Source organism: Xylanivirga thermophila, from assembly GCF_004138105.1.
Taxonomy (GTDB): Bacteria; Bacillota; Clostridia; order Caldicoprobacterales; family Xylanivirgaceae; genus Xylanivirga; species Xylanivirga thermophila.
In genome coordinates this window covers 134316-158323 of record NZ_RXHQ01000003.1, presented here as the reverse complement: position 1 = coordinate 158323, position 24008 = coordinate 134316, and the positions used below count along the sequence as shown (strand labels likewise).

Genomic DNA, 24008 nt, shown 5'->3' with positions numbered 1-24008 from the left:
AGAGGTAAAATAAAGTAAGCTATGAATGCAAACATAAAAATTCAACAGATAATTTCACCTTTACAAACATATTGTCTCCTTTTAAATATAACATCTGTACATCAATACTATCTATAATATTATAGTAAGGAGCTTCTTCTAAATGTTTTAGCAGTTTTATAAGGTTATTATAATCCATGCTTCCTTCTATTTCTACAAGCATACATTTTAAATTGTTATAGTATTGATCTTTTTTGAAGGATATTGACTTTTCTTCACTATATTTATTTAAGGTTTCGCATAAAAACAGAGCTATATCTTTTTGTTCTACATCCTTTATGATTTTAGAAGTATCAATAGTCTTATATTCTTTTCTTATATTATAATGTGCTGATTTATAAAATTCCATTTGATCAATTGAACTCTTAATACTATCTATCTCGGCCAAAGCAATTTTTATATCGTTCTTTATGGGGATATAAAAAAAACTATAATATATGGAAGATATTAAAACAACGATTAATGCTAAAATAAAAAGTTTCTCCCTATTACTCAATCCTATCCTCGTTGTAATATTCAACAACCTCATCTCCATCCTCGTTGTTATTTAAAATAATATGTATAACAAACGCTATAAGATTATCTTGATCGGATTCTGTAATGGTATCTATATTAACTTTAATAGAGTCGTCCATATTCTCTATATTTTTGATAAAATTAATAATATCTAACTCTCTTGTTCCTAATACTTCTATTTCCATATTTTCTCTTTCATATTTTATAGATTTGATATATATTGATTCTGGCTTTTGAGTTTGCATTTTTGACAATAAGGAATTTACTTTTTCATTATACACACTTAATTTATATTGTTCATTTCCCATTAACATCAAATCATAATCCTGATTCTTTCTGCCTACCTTATTATATTCTAGCTCATATTTCCTATATTCTTCTAATTGTCTGTAAACCTTTTTCCTTTTATAGAGAGGTCTATATATTCCACAAAAACACATACAAATGAAAATAATAATTATTAAGAATTCATGTTTTTTATCCATTATTGTATGTTTAACATCTTTTTTGGTGACTAAATTTATATCATGCATATGTACTATCCTTTCTTAAAGCAGCCCCTATAGCCTTAGCATAAATAGGAAGTGCTATAGATTCATCAAATAGTATATCCTTGCCTAAATCATATCTATCAATTGTTTTTACTGGTATATTCAGATCCTTGCCCAAAATTTCGTCTAAGTTATCATGCAAAAGTTGCCCCCCAGTTAATATAATCATTGAAACAATACCTCCATGGTTAGAACTATAGTAATTTATAAGTTGTATTATACTATTTTCTATTTGAATTACATCTAAAGATAGTGACCCCAACCGTTTCCCAATACAAAAAACTCCTTGATCATATATAAACATATCTATCTGCTTATAACCTATATCAACTATGCATACTACATCTTCTATAGATCCAAATAATTTTCCATATATATTTTCAGGAACATCTATAAAAGCAAGATTTAAATTACATCGTTTGATAATTTCCATATAGGTTTTTATAATCTCTAAAGGTGCTGCAACTGCTAGTATTTGCTGTATATCTGAATTGTTCTGCTGTATAAATTTGATTATTCTATAATCAAATTTATACAAATCTTCATTGATACCAAAATGATGACAAAATTCAAATTTGATATTTGATAGTGTTTGGTAATATCCCATCATAGGAAGTTCTAGACTCCTCACTATAACTTCAGGATGAGAGAGAGATAAACTAACCCTTCTCGATGTAAATCCATTATATTTCATACATCTAGTGATAATTTCCTCAGTTGTTTTTTTATAAAGAACATCATCGCCTAATATTTTACATGAATTTGGTATACTGGCCCAATGTTCTACCTTAAAGCCATGTCTTAAATTTGCTTCTATCATCTTTATATATGCTGATCCTATGTCTAATCCTATAATATTTTTACGCATTTGTTTTTCTCCTCATTCATAATAATCTGATATCGATATAATTTCAAACATATTAAATTTACTGTATTTATGATCTGGTGAATAGTTAAAGAAATTCTTAAAATCAGAATGCTTTATAGCATTCATTATTACATATCTATCATAAACAATCTTATTTGATAGTTGTTTATTTGGTAGTATATTATGTACTCCCGCCTCAGTTACTATTGACCCATATACCGTGGTTTCATCTCCTAAAAACATTAAATTTCCTCCTATACAAAACAAACCATATACTGTATGTATATTCTCACTTATATATACGTCCCTATAATCATTTTGCGGAGTTATGAAAACTATTGGCTCTTCATGATCTCCCAGCACTTCACTGTTGCTATATATCACATAATGTCCGTTTTCTAAAACTATTTCCCCATTTTTGCAGTCATAATATCTATTAAGTTCATCCCAGTTTTTAAAGTCATTTATATAACTATACAATAAGTACTTTGTAGTATTAGTTTGATCATACACATGACCATCAATTGCAATTTCATTTGATACTTTTTGCCCAGATACTACAGATGCATTTTTTAGTACAGGATGTTCGTCATTTAAACCTACATTAACTATTGGAGATATACCTATTATTGCTTTAATTTTACTTTTTGCCTTACCTGAGATGCCTTCACATAATAATTGATATTTTCTATAATCATTACCACTACTTATCCGTTTGATGGATATGTTAACCTGTTTTCCATGGATAATATCATTCAAACTCGTAGGTATAGTCTCATTTTTACCAATAGTTTTTTCTTCAAAGGTATTAAAAAATTGTATATTATTTATATAGTTAGACATAGTATCTTCTAAAATTTGTTGCATAAAATCCAAGCTATAATATAATCCTGATTCAGCCATATAATAGCTTTCACGATATTCCTTGTCATTTAAGACCATTTTGTGATTATTTTCTGTTAATGATATAATCCCGATCCCAATAGTCAACATAAGCATAACGACTAAAACGGATAAGACTAACATCATTCCGTCATTATTTAATAGCTGATTCATTTTGACCCTCATCTCTAGATATTAAAAAAACCTCACTAGAAAGGCTAAAAGCTTCCTCATCTATTCCCCCTCCGATGATAACCGTCAAAAGATTTCCGTTCTTATATGCCTCAAATCTTATAATGTTTTCTGCCAAAGGATTTTTCCTTATTATTCCGCTATTATAGTTGTATTCAACTCTCAGAGTCGTACCTTTAAGATCAAACATTTGATCTTTTATAATAAGATATGTACCACCAATAGTGCCATTCATTATTCTGACTTCATCTTCGTAAGTATTATGCAATATTCTGTCTATATAAGACATGGCTATACGCACTTGTTGCTCTATTTCCATATTTCTTATTGACTCATAGCAGTATTTAATATTGGTTATATAAAATGAATATATGGAAGGGCAAATAATTGCAAGTAGAAATATACAAACCACAAGCTCTATTAAGGTATATCCTCTTCTATCTTTTTCTTTCATGACCTTCTATATCTCCAGTTTAATGATATTATTGGAAGTATACAATGGTTGTTCATTTGAAAGTTGATCATATATCTTTATAGTTGTGTCAAAGAGTAAATAATCTTTGTAGTAATGTCCTACATATTGGGTTACAGAGCATGATAATATATTTATTAAATGTGCATTGCTAGAATTTAGATATAGAGAGACATCACTAATTGTATTATTACTCATGATAATATTTATATTTTTATGCTCATAATACTTTAATGCATTTATCTCGACTGGCATTTTCTTTGGTACGTCTTCTACAAATATATTTTGACCATCCTCATAATTTAGCCTCTTTAATCGTCCACATGGATATACCATATCTACATAGCAATCGTTTATTATAATAGCAAAAATATTACCATTGTTATTGCATGGTTGTAATGAAAACTCTACAAAATATCCATCCATCTCTCTTATTTGTCCATTATAATTCTGTAATGCCTCTGCATAATCCATACTCTTCATCATTTCTATACATTTTTTTGAGAAAAAAGATAATTCTATTTGATCTCTTGAACTACGCATATTCTGGCTGGATATGTGTATCATATTTATAAAAGGCAGAACTACAATGTATATAATAAATAGGGAGATCAATAGTTCAACCAAGCTTAGGCCTTTTTGGGAATTTTTTATCAACGTACAATCACCCTCCCTGAAGCTACAGCAACAGAGATTACTTTTTTTCTTCCATATCTATCATATAGCTTAATAGTACCCGTTTGAGCTGGAATAGAATTTGAATTGAAATATATTCGATAGTAATCTCCATATTTATCAAAATTAGATTTTATATAGTATATTCCAGGTGATATTTCTGCCTTTTTGTCAGGAAGTTGAAAAGCATTATTTTTTCGTATTATATATAATTTTTTATTACAATTTATTTCAAATATATATGTATAATTGTTTATTACCGCAAGTTGTTGGGCAAGTCTAATATCCTGAGCTATTTTTTGTGCTTCTATCTCTAGCAATATATTATTCCCCAATGATAATGAGTTGGGAATAATTATACAGGATAGAACGGCTAATATACTTAATACTATTATCAATTCAATAAGGCTGAAACCTTTCATATTTATCAAGTATCTCATCCCCATTTTAATTTAACTTTGTTTTTATCTCCACATCTCCCTTTTCATCTACATTTACTTCAGACATATTTGTCCAGTCAAAATTTTTCGGGATCCGTTCTTTAATTTCATCTGGTATTTTAGATTTATCTGTTTCCGATTTTATAATTTGGCTTTTGAATATTTTGCTTTGATCAGTTTGTTCAGCATTGTATATTTGAATAATATTTGCCAATGTTCTAGCGTTAACATCTGCAACCGTATCTTTGGCAGTCTGTACATTATCCATCATTCTAGGTAAAACAATGGTAGATAATATGCCTAGAATACATATAACAACTATCAATTCTATTAAAGTAAAACCTTTATTATCAAACATAAAAACCACTCCTTATTTTAGGATACCTATTAATTCAGTCATAGGCAATATTATTGCCAGGACTATAAATCCCACAATTACTCCCAAAATTATTATAGTAACAGGTTCTATTAAGGATAATATTTTTTCTAAATCAGCCTGAACTTCCTGAATATAAATATATGTTACTTGATCTACCATTGGGATTATATTTCCCGAACTTTCCCCTACATATAGCATTTCTACAAATAGTGAAGGAAACAAATTTAACTTTTTTATTTCATTAGACAGCTTGCCACCATAGTTTACATTATGCTGTGCCTGTAATATGAGATCTTTAATGGCGTAATTATCCATTATATCCGCTATTATTCCCAAACTATTAACCAAATTAAGGCCTGAATCTAACAGCATACACAATGCACCTGAAAATTCAATGGTAAACAATTGGCGAAAAATCTTGCCATATACAGGCATGTTTAATTTCATCTTATCCAACTTTAATCTCCCAGAATTGTTTGTTTTATATACATTTACTGCGAGTATAGCTATAAGAATTCCAACAATAAGATAAATGCCATGTCTTGCAAAAAAGCCGCTTATAGAAATCAATGCTTTAGTGATATTAGGAAGATCAATGTTATTTTGTTCAAACATAGAAACATACATTGGGAAAATGTATGTTAGAAGCAGATATAATAGGCTTAACGTAGCAATAAGAACCATTGTAGGATAGACAAATGCCTTTTTTATCTTTTTACGCAAATTATGCCTAGTCTCAAAAAAATTTCCGGCTCTTTTGAGACAAGTATCCAAATTCCCGCTTGTTTCTCCAATTTCTACAATTGCCGCAAATATGGAAGGAAATTGCCTGTTATATTTTTTTATACTTTGGGCCAAACTATATCCATTTTGTATATCCAAATACATATCATCTAAGATTGATTCAAGTTGTTTATAATCCGTTTGTTTTTGAATAATCTTTAATGCTTCCATCAAAGGTATACCAGATTTAACGATAGTACTCAATTTATAACAAAACACCGCCATATATTTGTCCGGAACTTTGCTATCACTAAATCCATTCTTCTTAAAATTATTTACAGCTTTTATTTGTATTGGATAATAGTCTAGCTGTCTCAATTTTTGAAATGCGTGTTCTTGAGATATATCACTAAAAACGCCCTGTATTTTTTTACCTTCCATATTTATAGCAATATACTTATATTGTTGAATGAGTATCACCCCTTTAGTAAATAACCTTAGCAACTTCCTCAAAAGTAGTTTTTTGTTCACATAGAAGTCGGATTGCCTCGGATTTTAGGGTAGTCATACCATTATCAATAGAACATTTGACTATTTCATCATATCTAGCACCATCGTGTATGAGCATTTTATGTTTTTCCGTTGGAATAAATACTTCATGTATTGCTATACGGTCTGCATATCCAGTATTATTACAGTAGCTACATCCAATTGCTTTTACAAAAACAAGATTATTTATGTTGTCTATATTTAACATATCTAATTGTGTTTTAGTAGGAATATATTCTTCACAACAATGTTTACATACTCTTCTAATTAATCTTTGGGAAATGATGCCTTCAAGAGATTCAGCTATAAGATATCTTGGAATTTTCATATCGACTAGGCGCATTATACTACTCATAGCATCATTGGTATGAAGAGTAGATAGTACTAAATGGCCTGTTATAGCTGCTCTAATTGCAATTTCTGCAGTTTCTTCATCCCTTATTTCTCCTACCATAATTATATTTGGATCTTGACGTAGTATAGCTCTAAGGCCATTGGAAAATGTCAAGCCACTTTTGTTATTAACCTGAATCTGATTAATACCATCTATTGATAATTCTATAGGATCCTCTATAGTAATTATGTTTTGTGTCTTAAAATCCAATTCCTTAAGCATGGTGTAAAGTGTAGTAGTTTTTCCACTGCCAGTTGGACCTGTAACTAGGATAATTCCCTTCCCCTTCTCTAACAATTTATCAAAAAGAATACTATTATGTTTATTAAATCCAAGAGATGCTTTAGACATGAGAAAATACTTATCATCTAATATTCGAATAACTGCTTTTTCTCCATTAATAGTAGGGATAATAGATAATCTAAAATTTACATCTTTCCCATTTATATTCTGAATCCAGTGCCCATCCTGGGGTAAGCGGGTCTCTGTAATATTTAACTTGCTTAATACCTTTAAACGACTGATAATACTTTCATGTATTGCCTTAGGTATATCCATAATTTGTATTAATGTGCCATCTATTCTGAAACGGATTTGTACTGTAGCTTTTAGCGGTTCTATATGTATATCACTAGCTTCATATGATAGTGCCTGTTCTATAATACTATCTATGAATACTACAATTGGAGCATAATCTAAACGCTTTTCAGACCCCAAGATGTCAGTATTTTCATTTAGTACTTCTTTAACTGTTCCAGCCTCAAAATTCTTAAGAGCCTTCTCGGCTATGGCCTGGCTATAATAACGCTCAATAGCATTTTTTATCTGTATACGATAGCTAACAACTGGTACAACATGTAATTTAGATATAGTCTTTATATCCTCTATTATATTAGGACTAAATGGGTCATCCATAGCTACATAAATTTTTTTATTGTCTATCTTGATTGGAATTATATTGTGTCTTTTTGCTAACCAGTAGGGTATATATTTTTGCAGTTTGGAATCTAATGACGCATTATTTAAGTCTATAAATTCTATATTAAAATAATCAGTCATTAGATTTATTAAATACTCTTCGCTTATTATACCTTCCTGTATTAAAATCTTGTTTAAAGATTGGCCAGTCTTGCTTTGCATGGACAATACATATTCCAACTGAGAGCGACTAATTGAGCCGTTATTCAATAATATATCAATAACAGTTTTGGCAATATCACATCACCACCCGTATTTGATATTGTTATATTTAAAATAATATAACATAATTTTACCATATAACACAATAATACAACAGATTTCTGTATTTTGCAATACAATTTATAGGCTTTTCTGAAATTATTTGTCGACGAATATCACGCTTTTCGCGTATGAAAAAATATCATTGGGAATAGGTGTTTCTAACCATATCTCAATAGACTTTAGTGCTTGAAAAATAAGCATATCAATACCATTGATTATTATACAACTTTCGTTCTCTGCAGCCTCAAGAAATTTTGTTTTCAAAGGATTGTATACAGCATCAAAACATACGGTATTAGGTCTAAATTTATAATCTGGGATTGGATTATCATTTATTTGTGGCCACATACCAATGGAAGTGGCATTTACAACAATATCAATATTGCCTATAGAGTTTAATTTACTAAATGGCATATATTCAATAATATTATGAGTACAAATATTCTTTAGATCCATTATAATAGCATATACTTTACTTGGTGTACGGTTCGCTATATATAAATTTGATACACCTTCTCTTAGAAGATAGGTGCATATAGCCCTTGATGCTCCACCTGCTCCAATCACTAAAGCAGTTTTATTTTCTATTTTTATTCCTTTTCTGTGCAAAGATTCAATAAAACCCATTCCATCAGTATTATATCCAATCATTTTCCCATTTTTTATCTTTACAGTATTTACAGCACCTATTATTTTTGCTTCTTCGTCTATATAATCTAAATATTCAATAATTTTTTGTTTATATGGTATAGTTACATTAAAACCTAGAAATGACTGTTCCTTTAATGCTATAATTGACTTTTCTAAGTTTTCAGGAAATATATCATAAGCTGAATATGTAATCTCTAATCTCAACTTTTTATATATAGTATTATGTAACTTAGGAGAAAGACTATGTTCTACAGGATGTCCAATTAAACCTAACATTTTCAAAGTATCCTCCTTCTTATAAATTTCTCCATAAAGCGATTGATTTTTGTACCAAAAAATTCATTTGGAGATATTGGATCTACAAGTATAGTATATAAACCTAAAATATTCCCGCCCAAAATATCAGTAAATATTTGATCGCCAATTACAATTGTATCTCTTCGCGTCCCCTGCAATGCATTAATAGCAGATATAAATGCTCTTGGTAAAGGTTTCCCCCTATTACTTGCTGCCATGATGCCAAGTTTATCAGCCAAAGAATGGGCTCTTTGTATATTATTGTTGGATAATAAGCATATTTTAAAGCCCATAGATATAGTTTGATTTACCCAACGTACAAGTTTAGGAGTAATAACATATTCATTCCATGGCATTATCGTATTATCTATATCCATAATTAAATTCCTATATCCACTTTTAAAAAGCCTGGCCATATCTATTTGGTAAATATCTTCTAAGTATTCATTAGGTATCAGTTTATTTATCACCTTTCAACTCCTCAAACCAAGTTATACTTAGAATGATATACAAATAAAAAAGGGTTGTCAATGTTCATTGACAACCCTCTGCCTTAAATTCTTTGCTCAACTTTGATATTGCACGTTTCTCAATGCGCGATACATATGATCTAGATATGCCAAGCATTTGTGCTATTTCCCTTTGTGTTTTGTTTTCACCATCACCTAGTCCATACCTCATTTCCAATACTATTTGCTCCCTGTCCTTCAGAACCGACTTCATCTTTTTATATAATTTATTTATTTGCAGTTTTAACTCCACTTCGTCTACTACTGAATCGGGATCTGTGCCCAATATATCCATCAAAGAAATTTCATTGCCCTCCTTATCTATACCTATTGGATCATGCAACGAAACTTCTCCTTTGGATTTTTTAGATGAACGAATAGACATTAATATCTCATTCTCTATACACCGAGCTGCATAGGTGGCTAATCGTGTATTTTTACTTGGATCATAAGTAGATATGGCTTTTATCAATCCTATAGTACCTATAGATATTAAATCATCCATATCCTTGCCCGTATTGGTATACTTTTTTGCAATATGAGCAACTAGTCTAAGATTATGCTCTATAAGAATGTTCTTAGATTCTTCAAAGCCTTCGGCATACCTTTTCAGATGGTATTTCTCTTCTTCTGGTGTTAATGGCTGAGGAAAAGAATTACTACCAGAAATATGAGAAACTAAAATAAATAAATCTTTTACTAAGTATAATATAGTACCAGAGATTGCTAGCATGGCATCATCCCCTTCAAAACTCACTCACCTTATATGTTATGAAATTTGAAGGAAAATTGTGCCTGTATTATCAATACTTTTTTTAATATATTATCCCTTTTTCCCGCGTCTTATAATAGAATATGCTGGTAACTGTCGATCTATTGGAATATATATATGCTGTTGGGGATGTGGAGCCCGAGCAATAGGATTTTTATTCTCATCAAGTATCTCTTTTATTTCATGTTGAACAAAACTTTCCCCTGGAATCATTATTTCTACAATATCCCCTATTTCAAATAAATTCCTTTGCTCTACCAATGCTAGACCTTCTTCTGGAATATAATCCAATACTACACCAATAAAGTCATAACCCCTTATATAGCTACTACTATCATATTTATGATCTTCTTCCGTTGGCTTATTAAAATAAAATCCTGTAGTAAAAGGTCTATGACTCGCTTTTTTTAATTCATCAAGTGATCTACAATTAAATTGGTATTTCCCTTTTTTAGCTTGTATCAGATCTATCTCCCGCCTATAAGCTTGAACTACTGTAGCAACATAATAGCTACTTTTCATTCTTCCTTCTATTTTAAGACTATTTAAGCCTGCATCCATCAATAAGGGTAAATACTCAATCATACAAAGATCTTTGGAATTAAGTATATATGCCCCCCTATCATCTTCTATTATAGGAAAATATTCTCCAGGTCTACTTTCTTCCATTAGATGATATTTCCATCTACATGTATGGGCACATTTTCCACGATTCGAATCACGACCTGTCAAATAATTACTAAGTAGACACCTGCCAGAATAGGATATACACATTGCACCGTGTACAAATGCTTCTAGTTCCAAATCATTAGGTGTATTTTGTCTTATATGTCTTATTTCATCTATTGATAATTCCCTCGCTAATATTACACGGCTTACACCTTGTTTATACCAAAAAAGAATACTTCGCCAATTTGTAGTATTAGCCTGAGTGCTCAAATGTATATCCATATTAGGTGCTACTGATTTTACCAATGAAAATATACCAGGATCCGATAGAATTATGGCATCTACCCCCATATTAGCCAAAGCACGTACATAATCTTCCATACCAGCAAAATCTTCATTATGTGCGAATATATTCATGGTAATATACACTTTTTTATTCCTTGCATGGGCAAAATCGAGTCCTTCCTTTATTTCATCCAATGTGAGATTATCAGCAAAAGCCCTGAGTCCAAACTGCTTTCCACCTATATATACAGCATCTGCACCATACAATATGGCCATCTTTAATTTTTCCAAATTTCCTGCAGGTGCTAAAAGTTCAGGTGTTTTAAACATTGATCATGCCTCCTTCTTATAACTTATAGATACTCCATCTCCAAGAGGTACTATTGCAGTGTTCAAATCTGGGTGATACGATATAATCTTTAAGAATTTTTTCATTCTCTTTACGATTGTTATTTTGCGTCTGTTTATAATTTGCTTATTGGCAACCATACCATAGAACAGCACATCATCACATACTAAAAGGCCTCCTGGTTTCAATAGATCCAAACAATATGGCAAATAATTTAGGTATTGAGCTTTAGGCCCATCCATAAATATAAAATCAAAGCTTCCTTCCATATAATAGAGTATTTCTTTAGCATCTCCCCAGAAAAGTTTCACACGTTCTAAAGCTCCAGCCTGCTTAAAATTATTTATCGCCATATCTGCTATCTTGTCATCCATTTCCATAGTATATATTTTCCCAGTCTCCCCTAAGGCATTCAGCATAACCATTGTAGAATATCCTATCGAAGTACCTATTTCCAAAATATTTTGGGGTTTAGATGATCTTATTAGTATATCCAAAAGACAAGCTACTGGCCTACGTAAAATTGGTAGCTGGTTATTTTGAGCCTGTTTTCTTATGGACAGCATTACATCTGTATCTTTATAGTTTGATAAATTATTTATTAATTCATATATATATTCTTTGTTTATTCTATCCATATGTCTCCCTCAAAAAGCAAGGTCCACTTTTTATGTGGACCTTGCTTTGGTATTAATTTTGCCATTGGCTTTCATATTTTTTCTTATCTTGTAAATGAGCTTTATAGTCATAATTGAAAACATGGCTACCTTCATTTGGATCTTTTAATACAAAATACAAATATGGCTTTTCTGCATTCATAAACTCTTCATCTGGATAAAGGGCTGCTTTTATAGCTAGTTCACCAGGGCAACATATAGGTCCTATGGGTAAGCCCTTATATTTATAAGTATTATATTTTGAGTCTATCTTAGTCTCCTGTGTTGTTACTACCAAACTTTTTCTACTCGTAACATACTGAATAGTCGAACATGCTTCAAGTGCCATATTCTTTTTTATTCTGTTATGGAATACAGCCGATATCTTTGGAAATTCATCTTTTAACTTGGCCTCACTCTGGATAATAGAAGCCAATGAAACTACTTGGTCAGTAGTAAGACCCAATTCATCTGCTCTTGCTTTGTATTCTCCCCTATAAACGTTTTCAAATTGCTTTAACATTACGCGTATTATATCTTCTGCAGTTGCGTCTTCATCTACAAAATAGGTCTCAGGGAAAAGATATCCTTCAAGTGGAAATTGAGCATACTTGCCTTCTTTCCTTTGTTGCGGTATATCCTTTAAAAAGGAAAATTCTTTAGCATATTTATCTATATCGGATGCTTCTTTTATAAAATCATCCGCTGTAAATGAAAATTTCTTGCTCTGCTCTAAAGCACTTGCTATTTCATGTATATTTCGACCCTCTGGTATGGTAAATTTCTTTTGTGGTATAAATGCGTCTCCTGTAGTTAGTCCGTCTATAATTTCATTAAGGTTCATGCTTTTAGAAAATTTATATTTCCCAGCTTTAATTTTAGAGGCTTTGTCGGATAGATCTATAAGTATCCTAAATACTCCCTTATTCCTTATAAGTTGATGTTCATATAAAATATCGCCAATACCCCTCGCAGAGGTAGCCATTGGTATTTCAACAACTGTTTCTGATTTGTCTTTTGGATCAACAGCCATTATATATTTTTTATATGAACTTTTTACGAGTATAAGGACTGTAGATAGGACAATACTCAAACTTATAGCATAGATCATAAACTGTCTTAATATATTTTTATCATTATTTTTTTTGTCAAGCTGAGATTTTTTATTATTTCTAGCCTCAATGGCCTGCCTTTTTTCTTGCTCAGTATCAATCATTACCAAACCTCCATCTTATCAGTTTATATCATTATATATTATTATATTTTTTTTGACAAGATAGAGGAATTTTTAACCTCCTATAAACAAACTATATCTCCATTATAATAGGCAAAATCATAGGATTTCTCTTGGTCTTTTCATATAATAAGTTTCTTAACCCATCCTTTATATTAGACTTTATTGTAGCCCAATCAGTAATATTTTTTTCACCACATTGATTTAATATTAATTTTACGGTTTTTCTTGCTTCTTCCATCAGTTCTTCTGATTCCCTGACATAAACAAAACCGCGAGAAATTATATCTGGCCCAGCAATAATATCTCCATTATCCCTCGAGATAGTAACTACTACTACCATAAGCCCATCTTGAGATAGATGTTTTCTATCTCTAAGTACAATGTTTCCTACATCACCTATACCAAGGCCATCTACTAGTACCCTGCCTGATGGAACTGATCCCATCACTTTGCACGAATTAGGAGTAAATTCAAGGACAGATCCTATTTCTGGTATAAAAATATTTTCTTTGGGCATTCCCAAAGATTCAGCCAACATTGCATGCCGTTTTAAATGCCTATATTCTCCATGTACAGGAATAAAGAACTTCGGGTTTACCAATGTGTGTATAAGCTTTAACTCTTCTTGACAAGCATGGCCAGATACATGTACCTCAGCTAAACTCTCATATATGACTTCAGCGCCTCTCTCAAAGAGCTGGTTTATAACTCTAAATACTAATTTTTCATTACCGGGTATTGGAGTTGCTGAAATAACAACCATATCTCCAGGTTTTACATCCAATTTTCTGTGTTCCGAGCTAGCCATACGTGACAGAGCTGACATAGGCTCTCCCTGACTTCCTGTGGTGATAACTACTAATTTATCATCCGGATAATCATTTATATGATCCAAATCAATAAGTACTCTTGGGGGAACATCTAAATATCCTAAATCTAAAGCTACGGAAACAACATTTACCATGCTCCTGCCCGATATTGCCACCTTACGATCAAATTTTACTGCTGCATTTATTACTTGTTGTATTCTATGTATATTTGATGCAAAAGTAGCTACTATAATACGTCCCTTAGCAGTTCCAAATAGATTTTCGAAAGTCTCACCTACTATTTTCTCCGACATTGTATATCCTGGTCTTTCAACATTAGTACTATCAGCCAATAGAGCTAATACACCTTTTTGCCCCAATTGAGCAAACTTTCCAAGATCAATAACTTGACCATCTATAGGCGTATAATCCACTTTAAAATCACCAGTATGAACTATAGTACCAACCGGGGTATGTATGGCTAAGGCAACTGCATCAGCTATACTATGGCTGGTTTTTATAAATTCTACTGTAAAGCAGCCTATTTTTACAGTATCTTTAGCCTTGACACATACTAGCTTAGCATTTGTAATACGATGCTCTTTAAATTTGGTTTCAATTAAACCTAAAGTAAGCTTAGTTCCATAGACAGGTACATTAATGTCTTTTAAAACATAAGGAAGAGCACCTATATGATCTTCATGACCATGAGTAACGATAATAGCGCGCACTTTATCACGATTCTTCAAAAGATAAGATGTATCTGGGATAACCAAATCTATTCCTAACATCTCGTCTTCTGGAAATGTTAACCCGCAATCTATAACTATTATATCCTCACCATATTCAATTACGGTCATATTTTTCCCTATCTCATAAACTCCCCCCAAAGGTATTATTTTTAACGATTTAACATTAGCCCTTTGTCTGTTATTGGATTTATGGTTACATTTGTTGTTATTATGCCCGTTTCCATTGTTATGTCCATTATCGTTCCCATTATTGTTGTTGTTTTTTCTTGATGCCACTAATTAATATCCTCCTCACATGATAATATTATATTATTTCCGATCAAAGCCAATATTTTCATTATACTTTATTTCGGTAGTTTAATCAATAAGCCCTTATGTAGTTTAATCAAATAAAGGATAGAAAAGCCCTCTATACTAGCCTTTTTCTATCCTTTTTATATAATATGATTTAACAGTTATACATGTTATTGTGATTTTATCTGATTTATTTTTTTTTCATAAAAATCTGTTAATTCCTTTGCATATTCTTCAGAAAAGGCTTGTGTATATATTTTGCATACTGCTTCATCCGAATCAGGAAGTACAAGAGCCCAACCACCCTTATGATTAACTTTAACACCTTCAAATAATTCCATATCCGAATTATTTTTTGTCTGCTCTTCTATCAAAGTACGCATAACTTTGCCCTTTTCAGTCCATGGGCACTCTATCGCCTTTTCCATCATATAAAATTTAGGCATATTTTCTAGTATATCTGACAGTCTTTTATTTTCCTTCGCCATTATCTCTAAACATTGTGAAATCAAAAATATATTATCAAAATATAGAGAAAATGCTTTATTACATTTTTGGTCTCCTTTAACCATCTCTTCCATAACTGACTGTCTAGTAACCTTTGCCCTTATCACATCTACTCTATAGTCTTTGGCCATATCATCAATAATTGTAGGTGCATTATAAGGCAATACAATGGTAGAAGTTGCTCCTGATTTTAAACAAATAAAACTCTTAAGAACAAGAAGCATTTCATTTTTAAGTTTAACTCCCTTATCATCATACAATTCAATATCTTCCCCACCATTATCCAATATAGCGCCCATTGCATATTCACCGTTTTTTAGCATTTTAGGGATATCTTGTCTCTGGCATTTTTGAATCGTACAGTTTAATTCTGTCAATACTTTATTTGCCATGCTAAAGATAAAATCCGTTTCAGTAGATAATAATATTCTGAAATTTTTCTCTGCTATAGCGGAAACATCGCTATTATCCAGTATATCTCTTATATAAAACAGATTTATATCACTGAGTGTCGTTGCCTTGTGCAATCTATTCCAAGGTTGTATTGGAAAATCTCCCCTAAAAAATAGATTTTCTATTTTTCTTTCAGCAGAAGGCGGAAGATATATGCCTTGTGAATCTATAAAAGCAATATTAGAATATGCAGGATTGTCAATAGCTGAAAAAATATGGGCACCTCCATCTAATTCAAATCTACGTACAACATATCTTAACACAGGCAATGTCACATTTTTTAATAGGTACACTTCTATCCCCGATGATAGAAGCCCAGCAGTAATTCCATATTGTAGCATATCATTTGCATTACTACCATCACTGCTTACAACTACCCTTTTACCAGGTTTTAAATAGGCACCAAAAGATGCTCCTAATCGTGTAACAAATTGAGTATTTAAATTTGTATTAACTGCACCAGTTACACCATTCTTACCGAATAAACTTTTATCAACTGAACTTCCCCATACCACATTAGAATTTACTACAACATTTTCTTGTACATTTTTATTAGGCCATATCTTGATACCGGGAGCTATGGTTACCTTATTATTGATATTGCATTCTTTGCCTATTACTGCACCTTCATAGATGGATACACCATCTCCAATATTTACTTTTTCGCATATGGATGCACCTCTAATTGCTGAATTTTTACCAATGTTGCTGTAGCTCCATATTATACTTTTTTTTATGCTGCATCCTTTATTCAATGTATTATAATCGCCTAGTACAGTATATGGTCCTATATATACATCTTTACCTATATAATTATAATCTCCTATATAGCAAGGCCCTTCAATTACAGCTGAAGGATCGATTTCATTGTTACTTCCTATATGTTTTTTTCCCTTTTGATCGTTTTTGTTCCATTGTATGCCAGATACACCATCTAAAATATCATAATGTGCTGTTAAATAACTGTTTGGATTTCCTATATCACACCAATATTCATCGGTTATATAACCATACATAGGTCTCCCGTCTTCTAGCAACATTGGGAACAAATCCTGACTAAAATCAAATTTTTCATCTGATTTAAAATAATTCAAAACTTCAGGCTCTAATATATATATTCCGGTATTTACAGTGTCACTGAAGACTTGACTCCAATTTGGTTTCTCCAAAAATCTAGTAATTCGACTGTCATTATCAGTAACAACCACCCCGTACTCGAGAGGTACTTCAACTCTTTTTAATATTAAAGTAGCAATGGAATTATTCTTCTTATGAAAATCAATAGCTTTTTTAAGGTTTATATTTGTTAAACCATCACCGCTTATAACAATAAACGTCTCGTCTAAAAAATCTTGAGCATTTTTAACGCTTCCAGCTGTGCCTAAAGGTGTTTCTTCGATAAAATATTCAAAGTTTACTCCCCATTTTGCCCCATTTAAAAAATAGTCTTGTATTTTTTGGGGCAGATATTGCAAAGTAATACCTATATTTTCTATACCATATTTTCGCAAAAGCTCTACACTATACTCCATAACTGGTCTATTAATTACAGGAACCATAGGTTTTGGTATATCGCATGTAAGTGGACGTAAGCGCGATCCTTCGCCGCCAGCCATTATAATAGCTTTCACTATACCACCCTTTCTGCAAGTTTATACTATTAGTATGCATATACCTATGGCACCTTATGCAGAACTTTTTTATTTATTTAACTCACATAACAGCTCATCGTTCATTATCTTTATATATGTCCCCTTCATGCCCAAGGACCTTGATTCTATAACGCCTGCACTTTCAAGTTTCCTAAGTCCATTTACAATAACTGAACGGGTAATTCCCACTCTATCGGCTATTTTACTCGCTATAATAAGCCCTTCTTCTCCATTTAATTCTCTAAGCACATGTTCCATCGCTTCTAATTCGGAATATGATAAACTAGATATGGCAATTTGCACCATTGCTTTTTTACGTGCCCTATTTTCTGCCTCTTCAGCTTTTGCACGCATTATCTCTATCCCTACTATGGTAGCCCCATATTCTGCTATTACCAAATCATATTCAGTAAAAGAAGGGTTACATCGTTCTAAAATAAGAGTTGCTAGTCTATTATTACTGCAAATAATAGGAACAATAGTAACAATTCCATTAGAAATATCCTGACATTCGTTTGCTTTTGTTTCTTTTATATAAAGCAGTTGATCATTAAAACCATTTAATATCCGTCCTTTATCAATCATACTATTATATATAGAACATTCCTTATGCTTATTACTTAATTTGTAACCTAGCATTTTCCCATGCCTGCTTATTATAAATACATTACAATCCAGTATTTCTCCCAAAACATTGCATAAATCAGAAAAAAGTACTGGATCTGAACCAGAATTCTGAAGAACTTTATTCAGTCTTCTGGTTTTTTCCAGTAATTTGCGTGACATCTATTTCACTCCTTATTAGAGTATATATCTTTGTAAATCATTACCTTTTATAATATCATTTAAAACAGTATCTACATATTTATCATCTATTTCTATAGTTTGACCCGCTAATGAATCTGCATTGAAGGATATATCTTCCATAAGCTTTTCCATAACAGTATGTAATCTTCTAGCGCCTATATTTTCCTTTGTCTGATTCATCATATACGCAACCTTAGCAATTTCTGATATTCCACTATCTGTAAATTTCAACTTAACACCTTCCACTCCCATGAGAGCCGTTTGCTGCTTTATTATCGCATTTTCAGGTTGCGTTAGTATATTTTTAAAGTCTTCTTCCGTCAAACTATCCAATTCTACTTGAATAGGAAATCTACCTTGTAATTCTGGAATAAGATCTGAAACTTTTGACACATGAAAAGCACCTGCTGCAATAAATAGCATATGATCCGTCTTTACAGGACCATACTTTGTCATTACAGTTGTTCCTTCAACTATGGGCAATATATCCCTTTGGACACCTTCGCGGGATACATCCGGTCCGCTCCCCATCTCTTTTCCCGCTATTTTATCTATCTCATCAAGAAAAATTATACCCTTTTGCTCTACTGCTTCTATTGCCTGATCTATAACTTCATCCATGTCAATGAGTTTTTGTGCCTCTTCCTGTTCAAATATCTTAAGTGCCTCCTTGACAGTGGCCTTTTTTTTCTTTATGCGTTTGGGGAATATATTGTCAAATACATCTTGCATCTGTATAAGTATATCTTCGCTTCCTACACCAGGTATAATGCCTATCGGTGATTGATTGTCCTCTATTTCTATTTCTATTTGAGTATCATCTAACTTACCATCATGTAGTCTTTGTCTAAGCTTATCCCTTGTGGAAATAAATGAATCTGCTGGCTTTTCATCGTCATTATCTTTTTCATCATCGTCCATAAATATATTAAACGGATTTTGGGTTTTTCTTTTTTTGGTAGGAAATAGAACATCAAGCACCCTTTCTTCTGCAGCTTGTATAGCTTTATCTTTTACATCTTCAATCTTATGCTTTTTTACCATTCGTATTGAAGCTTCTACTAAATCTCTCACCATAGATTCCACGTCTCTACCAACATACCCTACTTCTGTAAATTTTGTAGCCTCTACTTTCACAAACGGTGCATCTACCAGTTTTGCAAGTCTTCTAGCAATTTCTGTTTTTCCCACACCAGTAGGGCCAATAAGTACAATGTTTTTAGGGGTAATCTCTTCTCTCAATTCCGGATTTAACTTACTACGTCTATATCTACTTCTAAGGGCAAGAGCTACAGATTTTTTTGCAGCTTGCTGCCCAATTATATATCTATCAAGTTCTTTTACAATTTGTTTTGGAGTTAATTCTTCCACTTTTGTCCCTCCTAAACTTCTTCCACATATATATTATCATTTGTATATACACAAATAGATGATGCAATTTCTAAAGACTTTTGAACAATTTCTTTAGCACTTAAATCGGTATTATCAAGCAAGGCTTTTGCAGCGGCCAATGCATAAGAACCTCCAGAACCTATAGCAGCAATATTGTTATCCGGCTCAATAACCTCCCCGGTTCCTGATATAATAAATAAATCATTTTTATCAATTGCAATAAGCATTGCTTCTAGTTTTTGCAGCATTTTATCTGATCTCCACTCTTTGGCTAATTCAACAGCTGCCCGCTTTAAATTACCAGAACATTCCTCTAATTTTGCTTCAAATTTTTCACACAAAGTAAATGCATCTGCTACAGATCCAGCAAAACCCACTACTACTTTTCCATTATACAATCTCCTAACCTTTTTTGCTCCATGTTTCATTATGGTATTTTCTCCAAAGGTTACTTGCCCATCTCCTCCTATAGCTGCATTATTTCCTTTTTTTACAGCTACAATAGTAGTTGCTTTTATCATGGCTATGTCACCTTCCATCTTTTATTAAAACTATTTTCAGCTTAACACATTTTTCTACAAACTTCAATCATTGCAATCTATCATATCCTCTATAATTTTCAGCGAGCGTTCGGATATTTTTCTATTCTTATCCTGCTTGTTTTTTACCCTATATTCTAATGGTTCCATTATACCAAAATTCACATTCATTGGCTGGAAATTCTTTATTCTTTCATCAGAGATATAGTGGCAAAGGGCTCCTATGGCAGTAAAATTAGTAAAATCAATAGGAGATTTATTTAAAAGCTGTCTAGCAAGATTTATACCTGCTACTAAACCACTTGAAGCCGATTCTACATAGCCTTCCACTCCCGTTATTTGACCAGCAAAATACACAAAAGGATTTGAGCGCATCTGATAAAAACAGTTCAATGTTTTAGGAGAATTTATAAATGTATTGCGATGCATTACTCCATATCTTATGAATACTGCACCCTCAAGACCAGGTATTAATGAAAACACCCGCTTCTGTTCACCGAATTTGAGATTGGTTTGAAATCCCACAATGTTATATATGGATGCATTTGTATCATCTTGCCTTAGCTGAACAACGGCGTAAGGTTGCTTACCAGTTCGCGGATCCAAGAGGCCAACAGGTTTTAATGGCCCAAATCTTAATGTATCCATACCACGCCTCGCCATCACTTCTATCGGCATGCATCCTTCAAAAACACTTGATCTTTCAAACTCTTTAAGGATAACTCCCTCTGCATTAATTAGTTCATTCCAAAACAGCTCATACTCTTCCTGGGTCATAGGACAGTTGATATAGTCATCGCCTCTACCATATCTAGAAGCTTTAAATACTTTAGTATGATCTAAAGAATCATAGCTAACAATAGGGGCAGCAGCATCATAAAAATATAGATATTCCACATCTATCATATTTTTTATAGCCTTTGATATGGATGATGAAGATAGGGGGCCAGTTGCTATTATTACTGGGTAACCCTCTGGTATTTCATCTATTTCTTGATTTATAAGGGTTATGTTCGGATGGGCTGATATCTTGCCTGTTATATATTGGGAAAAAGCATGTCTATCTACAGCTAATGCTCCGCCTGCAGGCACTCTATTCTTATCTGCCGATTCCATTATCAAAGAACCTAGTTTGCGCATTTCTTCTTTTAAAAGTCCCACTGCATTTTCTAATCTATCTGATCTGAGCGAATTACTACATACTAACTCTGCCAAATTTCCTGTATGATGGGCAGGTGTTTTTTTTGATGGCCTCATTTCATACAGCTTAACATGTATACCCCTATTAGCCAATTGCCAAGCTGCTTCAGAACCAGCCAATCCTCCTCCTATTACTATTGCTTCATTTTTCATATGCTTTATTGCCCCTCTTCCATCTTATATCTACAATCTTTGTTTGAACATAAATAATTTTCTTTACCGTTTCTATCTTTTTTTACAATCATAAACGAATCACATATGGGACATTTTTTATTAGAAGGCATATTCCATGAAACAAAATCACATTCAGGGTAGTTTTCACATCCATAAAATCTGCGACCCTTTTTAGTCCTTCTTACTACTACCTGACCATTACATTTGGGACAGCTAATATCTAACTTTTCCACAAAAGGTTTCGTATTTCTGCAGTCAGGAAAATTTGGGCATGCTAAGAACTTGCCATAACGCCCCGTTTTTATTACCATTCTTGCACCACATTTTTCACATATTTCATCTGATTCTTCATCTGCTATCTCTACCTTTTTAATGTTTTTATCAGCATGATCAAGACTTTCTTTGAATGGTCTATAAAAATCAGCCAAAATATTTTGCCAAATCTCGTTACCTTCCTCTATTTTATCTAATTTTTCTTCCATATCAGCTGTAAATTTATAATCTACGATGTTGTTAAAAAACTCTATCATCAAATCATTAACCAAAGTACCCAATTCAGTTGGTACTAAGTTTCTGCCTTCCCTTACAACATATCCTCTAGTTATTATTGTTGATATTGTAGGTGCGTAAGTACTAGGCCTACCTATTCCCAGTTCTTCAAGAGTTTTCACCAAAGACGCCTCTGTATATCTTGGTGGAGCTTGGGTAAAATGTTGAGACGGATTTAATGTTTTTAATTCAAGCACTTCATTTTCAGAAAGTTTTGGAAGATTTATATCAGTATCCTTTTCTTCCCGCCCATCATCATTACCTTCTTGATATATTACAGTATATCCTGGAAACATCTTCCTCGAACCCTTGGCTTTAAAAATATAGTCTCCACCCTTTATGTTAATAGTCATCGTTTCATAAATGGCTGCTGTCATTTGACTGGCTAAAAATCTATTGTATATAAGCTTATATAGCCTATATTGATCCCGAGATAGCGAATCTTTTACCCGCTCAGGCTCTCTGTCTATGGAAGTAGGTCTAACGCCTTCATGGGCATCTTGAGTCTTCCCTTTTGTCTTATATTTGTTTGGTGTCTCAGGAACATATTGATCACCATAATTATTTTTTATATATGTTCGCGCTTGACTTTGAGCCTCGGATGATATACGGGTAGAATCCGTTCTCATGTAGGTTATTAAACCTACCGCCCCCTCACCTTCAATCTCTATGCCTTCATATAATTGTTGTGCTATCATCATTGTTTTCTTTGTAGTAAAACCTAACTTTCTATAGGCCTCCTGTTGAAGAGTACTAGTAGTAAATGGCGGTGCTGCATTTCGTCTTTTAGTGCCTTTTTTTATGTTTTTTACAGTGTACACAGCTTTTTTTAAATCTTCAAGGAGTCCATTTACTTCTTCCTCATTTTTTAACTCTAGCTTCTTGGTTTGTGTACCATAAAACATAGCTTCAAATATTTGATTACTAGATGGACTTAAGAAGTTTGCTGATATATTCCAATATTCTTGTGGTATAAAGTTATTTATTTCTTCTTCACGTTCGCATACTATACGAGTAGCTACAGATTGTACGCGTCCTGCACTAAGTCCCTTTTTTACCTTCCGCCAAAGTAGGGGACTAATATTATAACCTACAATTCTATCTAGTATTCTCCTTGCTTGCTGCGCATCTACAAGATTCATATTTATAGTTCGTGGATTATTTACCGCCTTCTTTACAGCCTGACTGGTTATTTCGTTAAATTCAATCCTGCAAAGGCTGCCCTTGTCGATATTTAATGTATTTGCAAGATGCCAGGATATTGCCTCCCCTTCTCTATCTGGGTCAGTAGCTAAAAATATCTTGTCAGCATTTTTCGCCTCTTTTTTTAACTTATTTATAACCTCTCCTTTTCCCCTAATAGTTATATACTTTGGTTCAAAATTATTTTCTATATCAACGCCAAGTTGACTTTTGGGCAAATCTTTAATATGACCCATAGTTGCCTCTACTTTATATCCCCTCCCCAGAAATTTTTTTATGGTATTAGCTTTAGCCGGTGACTCTACTATAATAAGTTTTTGTGCCATTAAA

General features: G+C 32.5%; 23 protein-coding genes. All 23 read right to left on the bottom strand.

Annotated features, from left to right (window positions below):
* Positions 1-19 precede the first annotated feature (19 nt).
* Entirely contained in the window at positions 20-559 is a 540-nt protein-coding gene (locus tag EJN67_RS03025; RefSeq protein ID WP_165000697.1) for a hypothetical protein, read from the bottom strand.
* The gene (locus tag EJN67_RS03020; protein WP_129722158.1) at positions 528-1088 is read right to left on the bottom strand and encodes a PilN domain-containing protein; all 561 of its coding nucleotides are present in this window, start codon (positions 1086-1088) and stop codon (positions 528-530) included. The genes EJN67_RS03025 and EJN67_RS03020 overlap by 32 nt, the downstream gene beginning before the upstream one ends.
* On the bottom strand, positions 1081-1974 hold the full coding sequence (gene pilM / locus EJN67_RS03015) for a type IV pilus biogenesis protein PilM (protein WP_129722155.1): 894 nt from the start codon (positions 1972-1974) through the stop codon (positions 1081-1083). Before pilM ends, EJN67_RS03020 begins: the two co-directional genes overlap by 8 nt.
* Before the next feature lie 12 nt (positions 1975-1986).
* Entirely contained in the window at positions 1987-3030 is a 1044-nt protein-coding gene (locus tag EJN67_RS03010; RefSeq protein WP_129722152.1) for a hypothetical protein, read from the bottom strand.
* Positions 3011-3502, bottom strand: coding sequence for a PulJ/GspJ family protein (locus EJN67_RS03005; RefSeq protein WP_129722149.1), 492 nt, complete (start codon positions 3500-3502; stop codon positions 3011-3013). Before EJN67_RS03005 ends, EJN67_RS03010 begins: the two co-directional genes overlap by 20 nt.
* 6 nt (positions 3503-3508) lie before the next feature.
* Positions 3509-4177 carry a type IV pilus modification PilV family protein gene (locus EJN67_RS03000; protein ID WP_165000696.1) on the bottom strand — a complete coding sequence of 223 codons (669 nt, stop codon included), beginning with the start codon at positions 4175-4177 and terminating at the stop codon, positions 3509-3511.
* The gene (locus EJN67_RS02995; protein ID WP_243641218.1) at positions 4174-4617 is read right to left on the bottom strand and encodes a type II secretion system protein; all 444 of its coding nucleotides are present in this window, start codon (positions 4615-4617) and stop codon (positions 4174-4176) included. Before EJN67_RS02995 ends, EJN67_RS03000 begins: the two co-directional genes overlap by 4 nt.
* Positions 4618-4642: 25 nt before the next feature.
* Positions 4643-4993, bottom strand: coding sequence for a type II secretion system protein (locus EJN67_RS02990; RefSeq protein WP_129722140.1), 351 nt, complete (start codon positions 4991-4993; stop codon positions 4643-4645).
* Positions 4994-5005: 12 nt separating this feature from the next.
* On the bottom strand, positions 5006-6241 hold the full coding sequence (locus EJN67_RS02985; protein ID WP_129722137.1) for a type II secretion system F family protein: 1236 nt from the start codon (positions 6239-6241) through the stop codon (positions 5006-5008).
* Positions 6222-7820: a GspE/PulE family protein gene (locus tag EJN67_RS02980; RefSeq protein WP_129722134.1), complete on the bottom strand. Its 1599-nt coding sequence runs from the start codon at positions 7818-7820 to the stop codon at positions 6222-6224. Before EJN67_RS02980 ends, EJN67_RS02985 begins: the two co-directional genes overlap by 20 nt.
* Before the next feature lie 198 nt (positions 7821-8018).
* Positions 8019-8849 carry a shikimate dehydrogenase gene (aroE, locus tag EJN67_RS02975; protein ID WP_129722302.1) on the bottom strand — a complete coding sequence of 277 codons (831 nt, stop codon included), beginning with the start codon at positions 8847-8849 and terminating at the stop codon, positions 8019-8021.
* A gap of 2 nt (positions 8850-8851) precedes the next feature.
* A complete protein-coding gene (locus EJN67_RS02970) occupies positions 8852-9340 on the bottom strand; it encodes a YqeG family HAD IIIA-type phosphatase (RefSeq protein WP_129722131.1) in 489 nt (162 codons plus the stop codon).
* 64 nt (positions 9341-9404) lie between these two features.
* Positions 9405-10112, bottom strand: a complete 708-nt coding sequence (gene sigK, locus EJN67_RS02965) for an RNA polymerase sporulation sigma factor SigK (RefSeq protein WP_129722300.1) — start codon at positions 10110-10112, stop codon at positions 9405-9407.
* Between the two features lie 90 nt (positions 10113-10202).
* Positions 10203-11435 (bottom strand): peptidase U32 family protein, encoded by a 1233-nt coding sequence (locus tag EJN67_RS02960; RefSeq protein ID WP_129722128.1) that lies wholly within the window; start codon positions 11433-11435, stop codon positions 10203-10205.
* 3 nt (positions 11436-11438) lie between these two features.
* Positions 11439-12092 carry an O-methyltransferase gene (locus EJN67_RS02955; protein ID WP_129722125.1) on the bottom strand — a complete coding sequence of 218 codons (654 nt, stop codon included), beginning with the start codon at positions 12090-12092 and terminating at the stop codon, positions 11439-11441.
* A 52-nt stretch (positions 12093-12144) separates the two neighbouring features.
* A complete protein-coding gene (mltG, locus tag EJN67_RS02950; protein WP_129722122.1) occupies positions 12145-13326 on the bottom strand; it encodes an endolytic transglycosylase MltG in 1182 nt (393 codons plus the stop codon).
* Positions 13327-13417: 91 nt separating this feature from the next.
* On the bottom strand, positions 13418-15055 hold the full coding sequence (locus EJN67_RS02945) for a ribonuclease J (protein ID WP_243641217.1): 1638 nt from the start codon (positions 15053-15055) through the stop codon (positions 13418-13420).
* Positions 15056-15372: 317 nt separating this feature from the next.
* Positions 15373-17793 (bottom strand): sugar phosphate nucleotidyltransferase, encoded by a 2421-nt coding sequence (locus tag EJN67_RS02940; protein WP_129722119.1) that lies wholly within the window; start codon positions 17791-17793, stop codon positions 15373-15375.
* Positions 17794-17862: 69 nt separating this feature from the next.
* The gene (gene codY, locus EJN67_RS02935; RefSeq protein WP_129722116.1) at positions 17863-18600 is read right to left on the bottom strand and encodes a GTP-sensing pleiotropic transcriptional regulator CodY; all 738 of its coding nucleotides are present in this window, start codon (positions 18598-18600) and stop codon (positions 17863-17865) included.
* 15 nt (positions 18601-18615) lie between these two features.
* Positions 18616-19992 carry an ATP-dependent protease ATPase subunit HslU gene (hslU, locus tag EJN67_RS02930; protein WP_129722113.1) on the bottom strand — a complete coding sequence of 459 codons (1377 nt, stop codon included), beginning with the start codon at positions 19990-19992 and terminating at the stop codon, positions 18616-18618.
* Positions 19993-20003: 11 nt separating this feature from the next.
* A complete protein-coding gene (gene hslV, locus EJN67_RS02925) occupies positions 20004-20534 on the bottom strand; it encodes an ATP-dependent protease subunit HslV (protein ID WP_129722110.1) in 531 nt (176 codons plus the stop codon).
* Positions 20535-20597: 63 nt separating this feature from the next.
* The gene (gene trmFO / locus EJN67_RS02920; protein ID WP_129722107.1) at positions 20598-21905 is read right to left on the bottom strand and encodes a methylenetetrahydrofolate--tRNA-(uracil(54)-C(5))-methyltransferase (FADH(2)-oxidizing) TrmFO; all 1308 of its coding nucleotides are present in this window, start codon (positions 21903-21905) and stop codon (positions 20598-20600) included.
* Positions 21906-21910: 5 nt separating this feature from the next.
* Entirely contained in the window at positions 21911-24004 is a 2094-nt protein-coding gene (topA, locus tag EJN67_RS02915) for a type I DNA topoisomerase (protein WP_129722104.1), read from the bottom strand.
* Positions 24005-24008 lie beyond the last annotated feature (4 nt).

Bases quoted from the DNA above. Each gene is read 5' to 3' on its own strand.
- EJN67_RS02995 (WP_243641218.1), bottom strand. From the start codon at position 4,617: ATGAAAGGTTTCAGCCTTATTGAATTGATAATAGTATTAAGTATATTA.
- topA (WP_129722104.1), bottom strand. From the start codon at position 24,004: ATGGCACAAAAACTTATTATAGTAGAGTCACCGGCTAAAGCTAATACC.
- trmFO (WP_129722107.1), bottom strand. From the start codon at position 21,905: ATGAAAAATGAAGCAATAGTAATAGGAGGAGGATTGGCTGGTTCTGAA.
- pilM (WP_129722155.1), bottom strand. From the start codon at position 1,974: ATGCGTAAAAATATTATAGGATTAGACATAGGATCAGCATATATAAAG.
- aroE (WP_129722302.1), bottom strand. From the start codon at position 8,849: ATGTTAGGTTTAATTGGACATCCTGTAGAACATAGTCTTTCTCCTAAG.
- codY (WP_129722116.1), bottom strand. From the start codon at position 18,600: ATGTCACGCAAATTACTGGAAAAAACCAGAAGACTGAATAAAGTTCTT.
- EJN67_RS03020 (WP_129722158.1), bottom strand. From the start codon at position 1,088: ATGCATGATATAAATTTAGTCACCAAAAAAGATGTTAAACATACAATA.
- mltG (WP_129722122.1), bottom strand. From the start codon at position 13,326: ATGATTGATACTGAGCAAGAAAAAAGGCAGGCCATTGAGGCTAGAAAT.
- EJN67_RS02990 (WP_129722140.1), bottom strand. From the start codon at position 4,993: ATGTTTGATAATAAAGGTTTTACTTTAATAGAATTGATAGTTGTTATA.
- EJN67_RS02960 (WP_129722128.1), bottom strand. From the start codon at position 11,435: ATGTTTAAAACACCTGAACTTTTAGCACCTGCAGGAAATTTGGAAAAA.
- EJN67_RS03010 (WP_129722152.1), bottom strand. From the start codon at position 3,030: ATGAATCAGCTATTAAATAATGACGGAATGATGTTAGTCTTATCCGTT.
- EJN67_RS02980 (WP_129722134.1), bottom strand. From the start codon at position 7,820: ATGCAAAGCAAGACTGGCCAATCTTTAAACAAGATTTTAATACAGGAA.
- EJN67_RS02955 (WP_129722125.1), bottom strand. From the start codon at position 12,092: ATGGATAGAATAAACAAAGAATATATATATGAATTAATAAATAATTTA.
- EJN67_RS03005 (WP_129722149.1), bottom strand. From the start codon at position 3,502: ATGAAAGAAAAAGATAGAAGAGGATATACCTTAATAGAGCTTGTGGTT.
- sigK (WP_129722300.1), bottom strand. From the start codon at position 10,112: ATGCTAGCAATCTCTGGTACTATATTATACTTAGTAAAAGATTTATTT.
- hslV (WP_129722110.1), bottom strand. From the start codon at position 20,534: ATGATAAAAGCAACTACTATTGTAGCTGTAAAAAAAGGAAATAATGCA.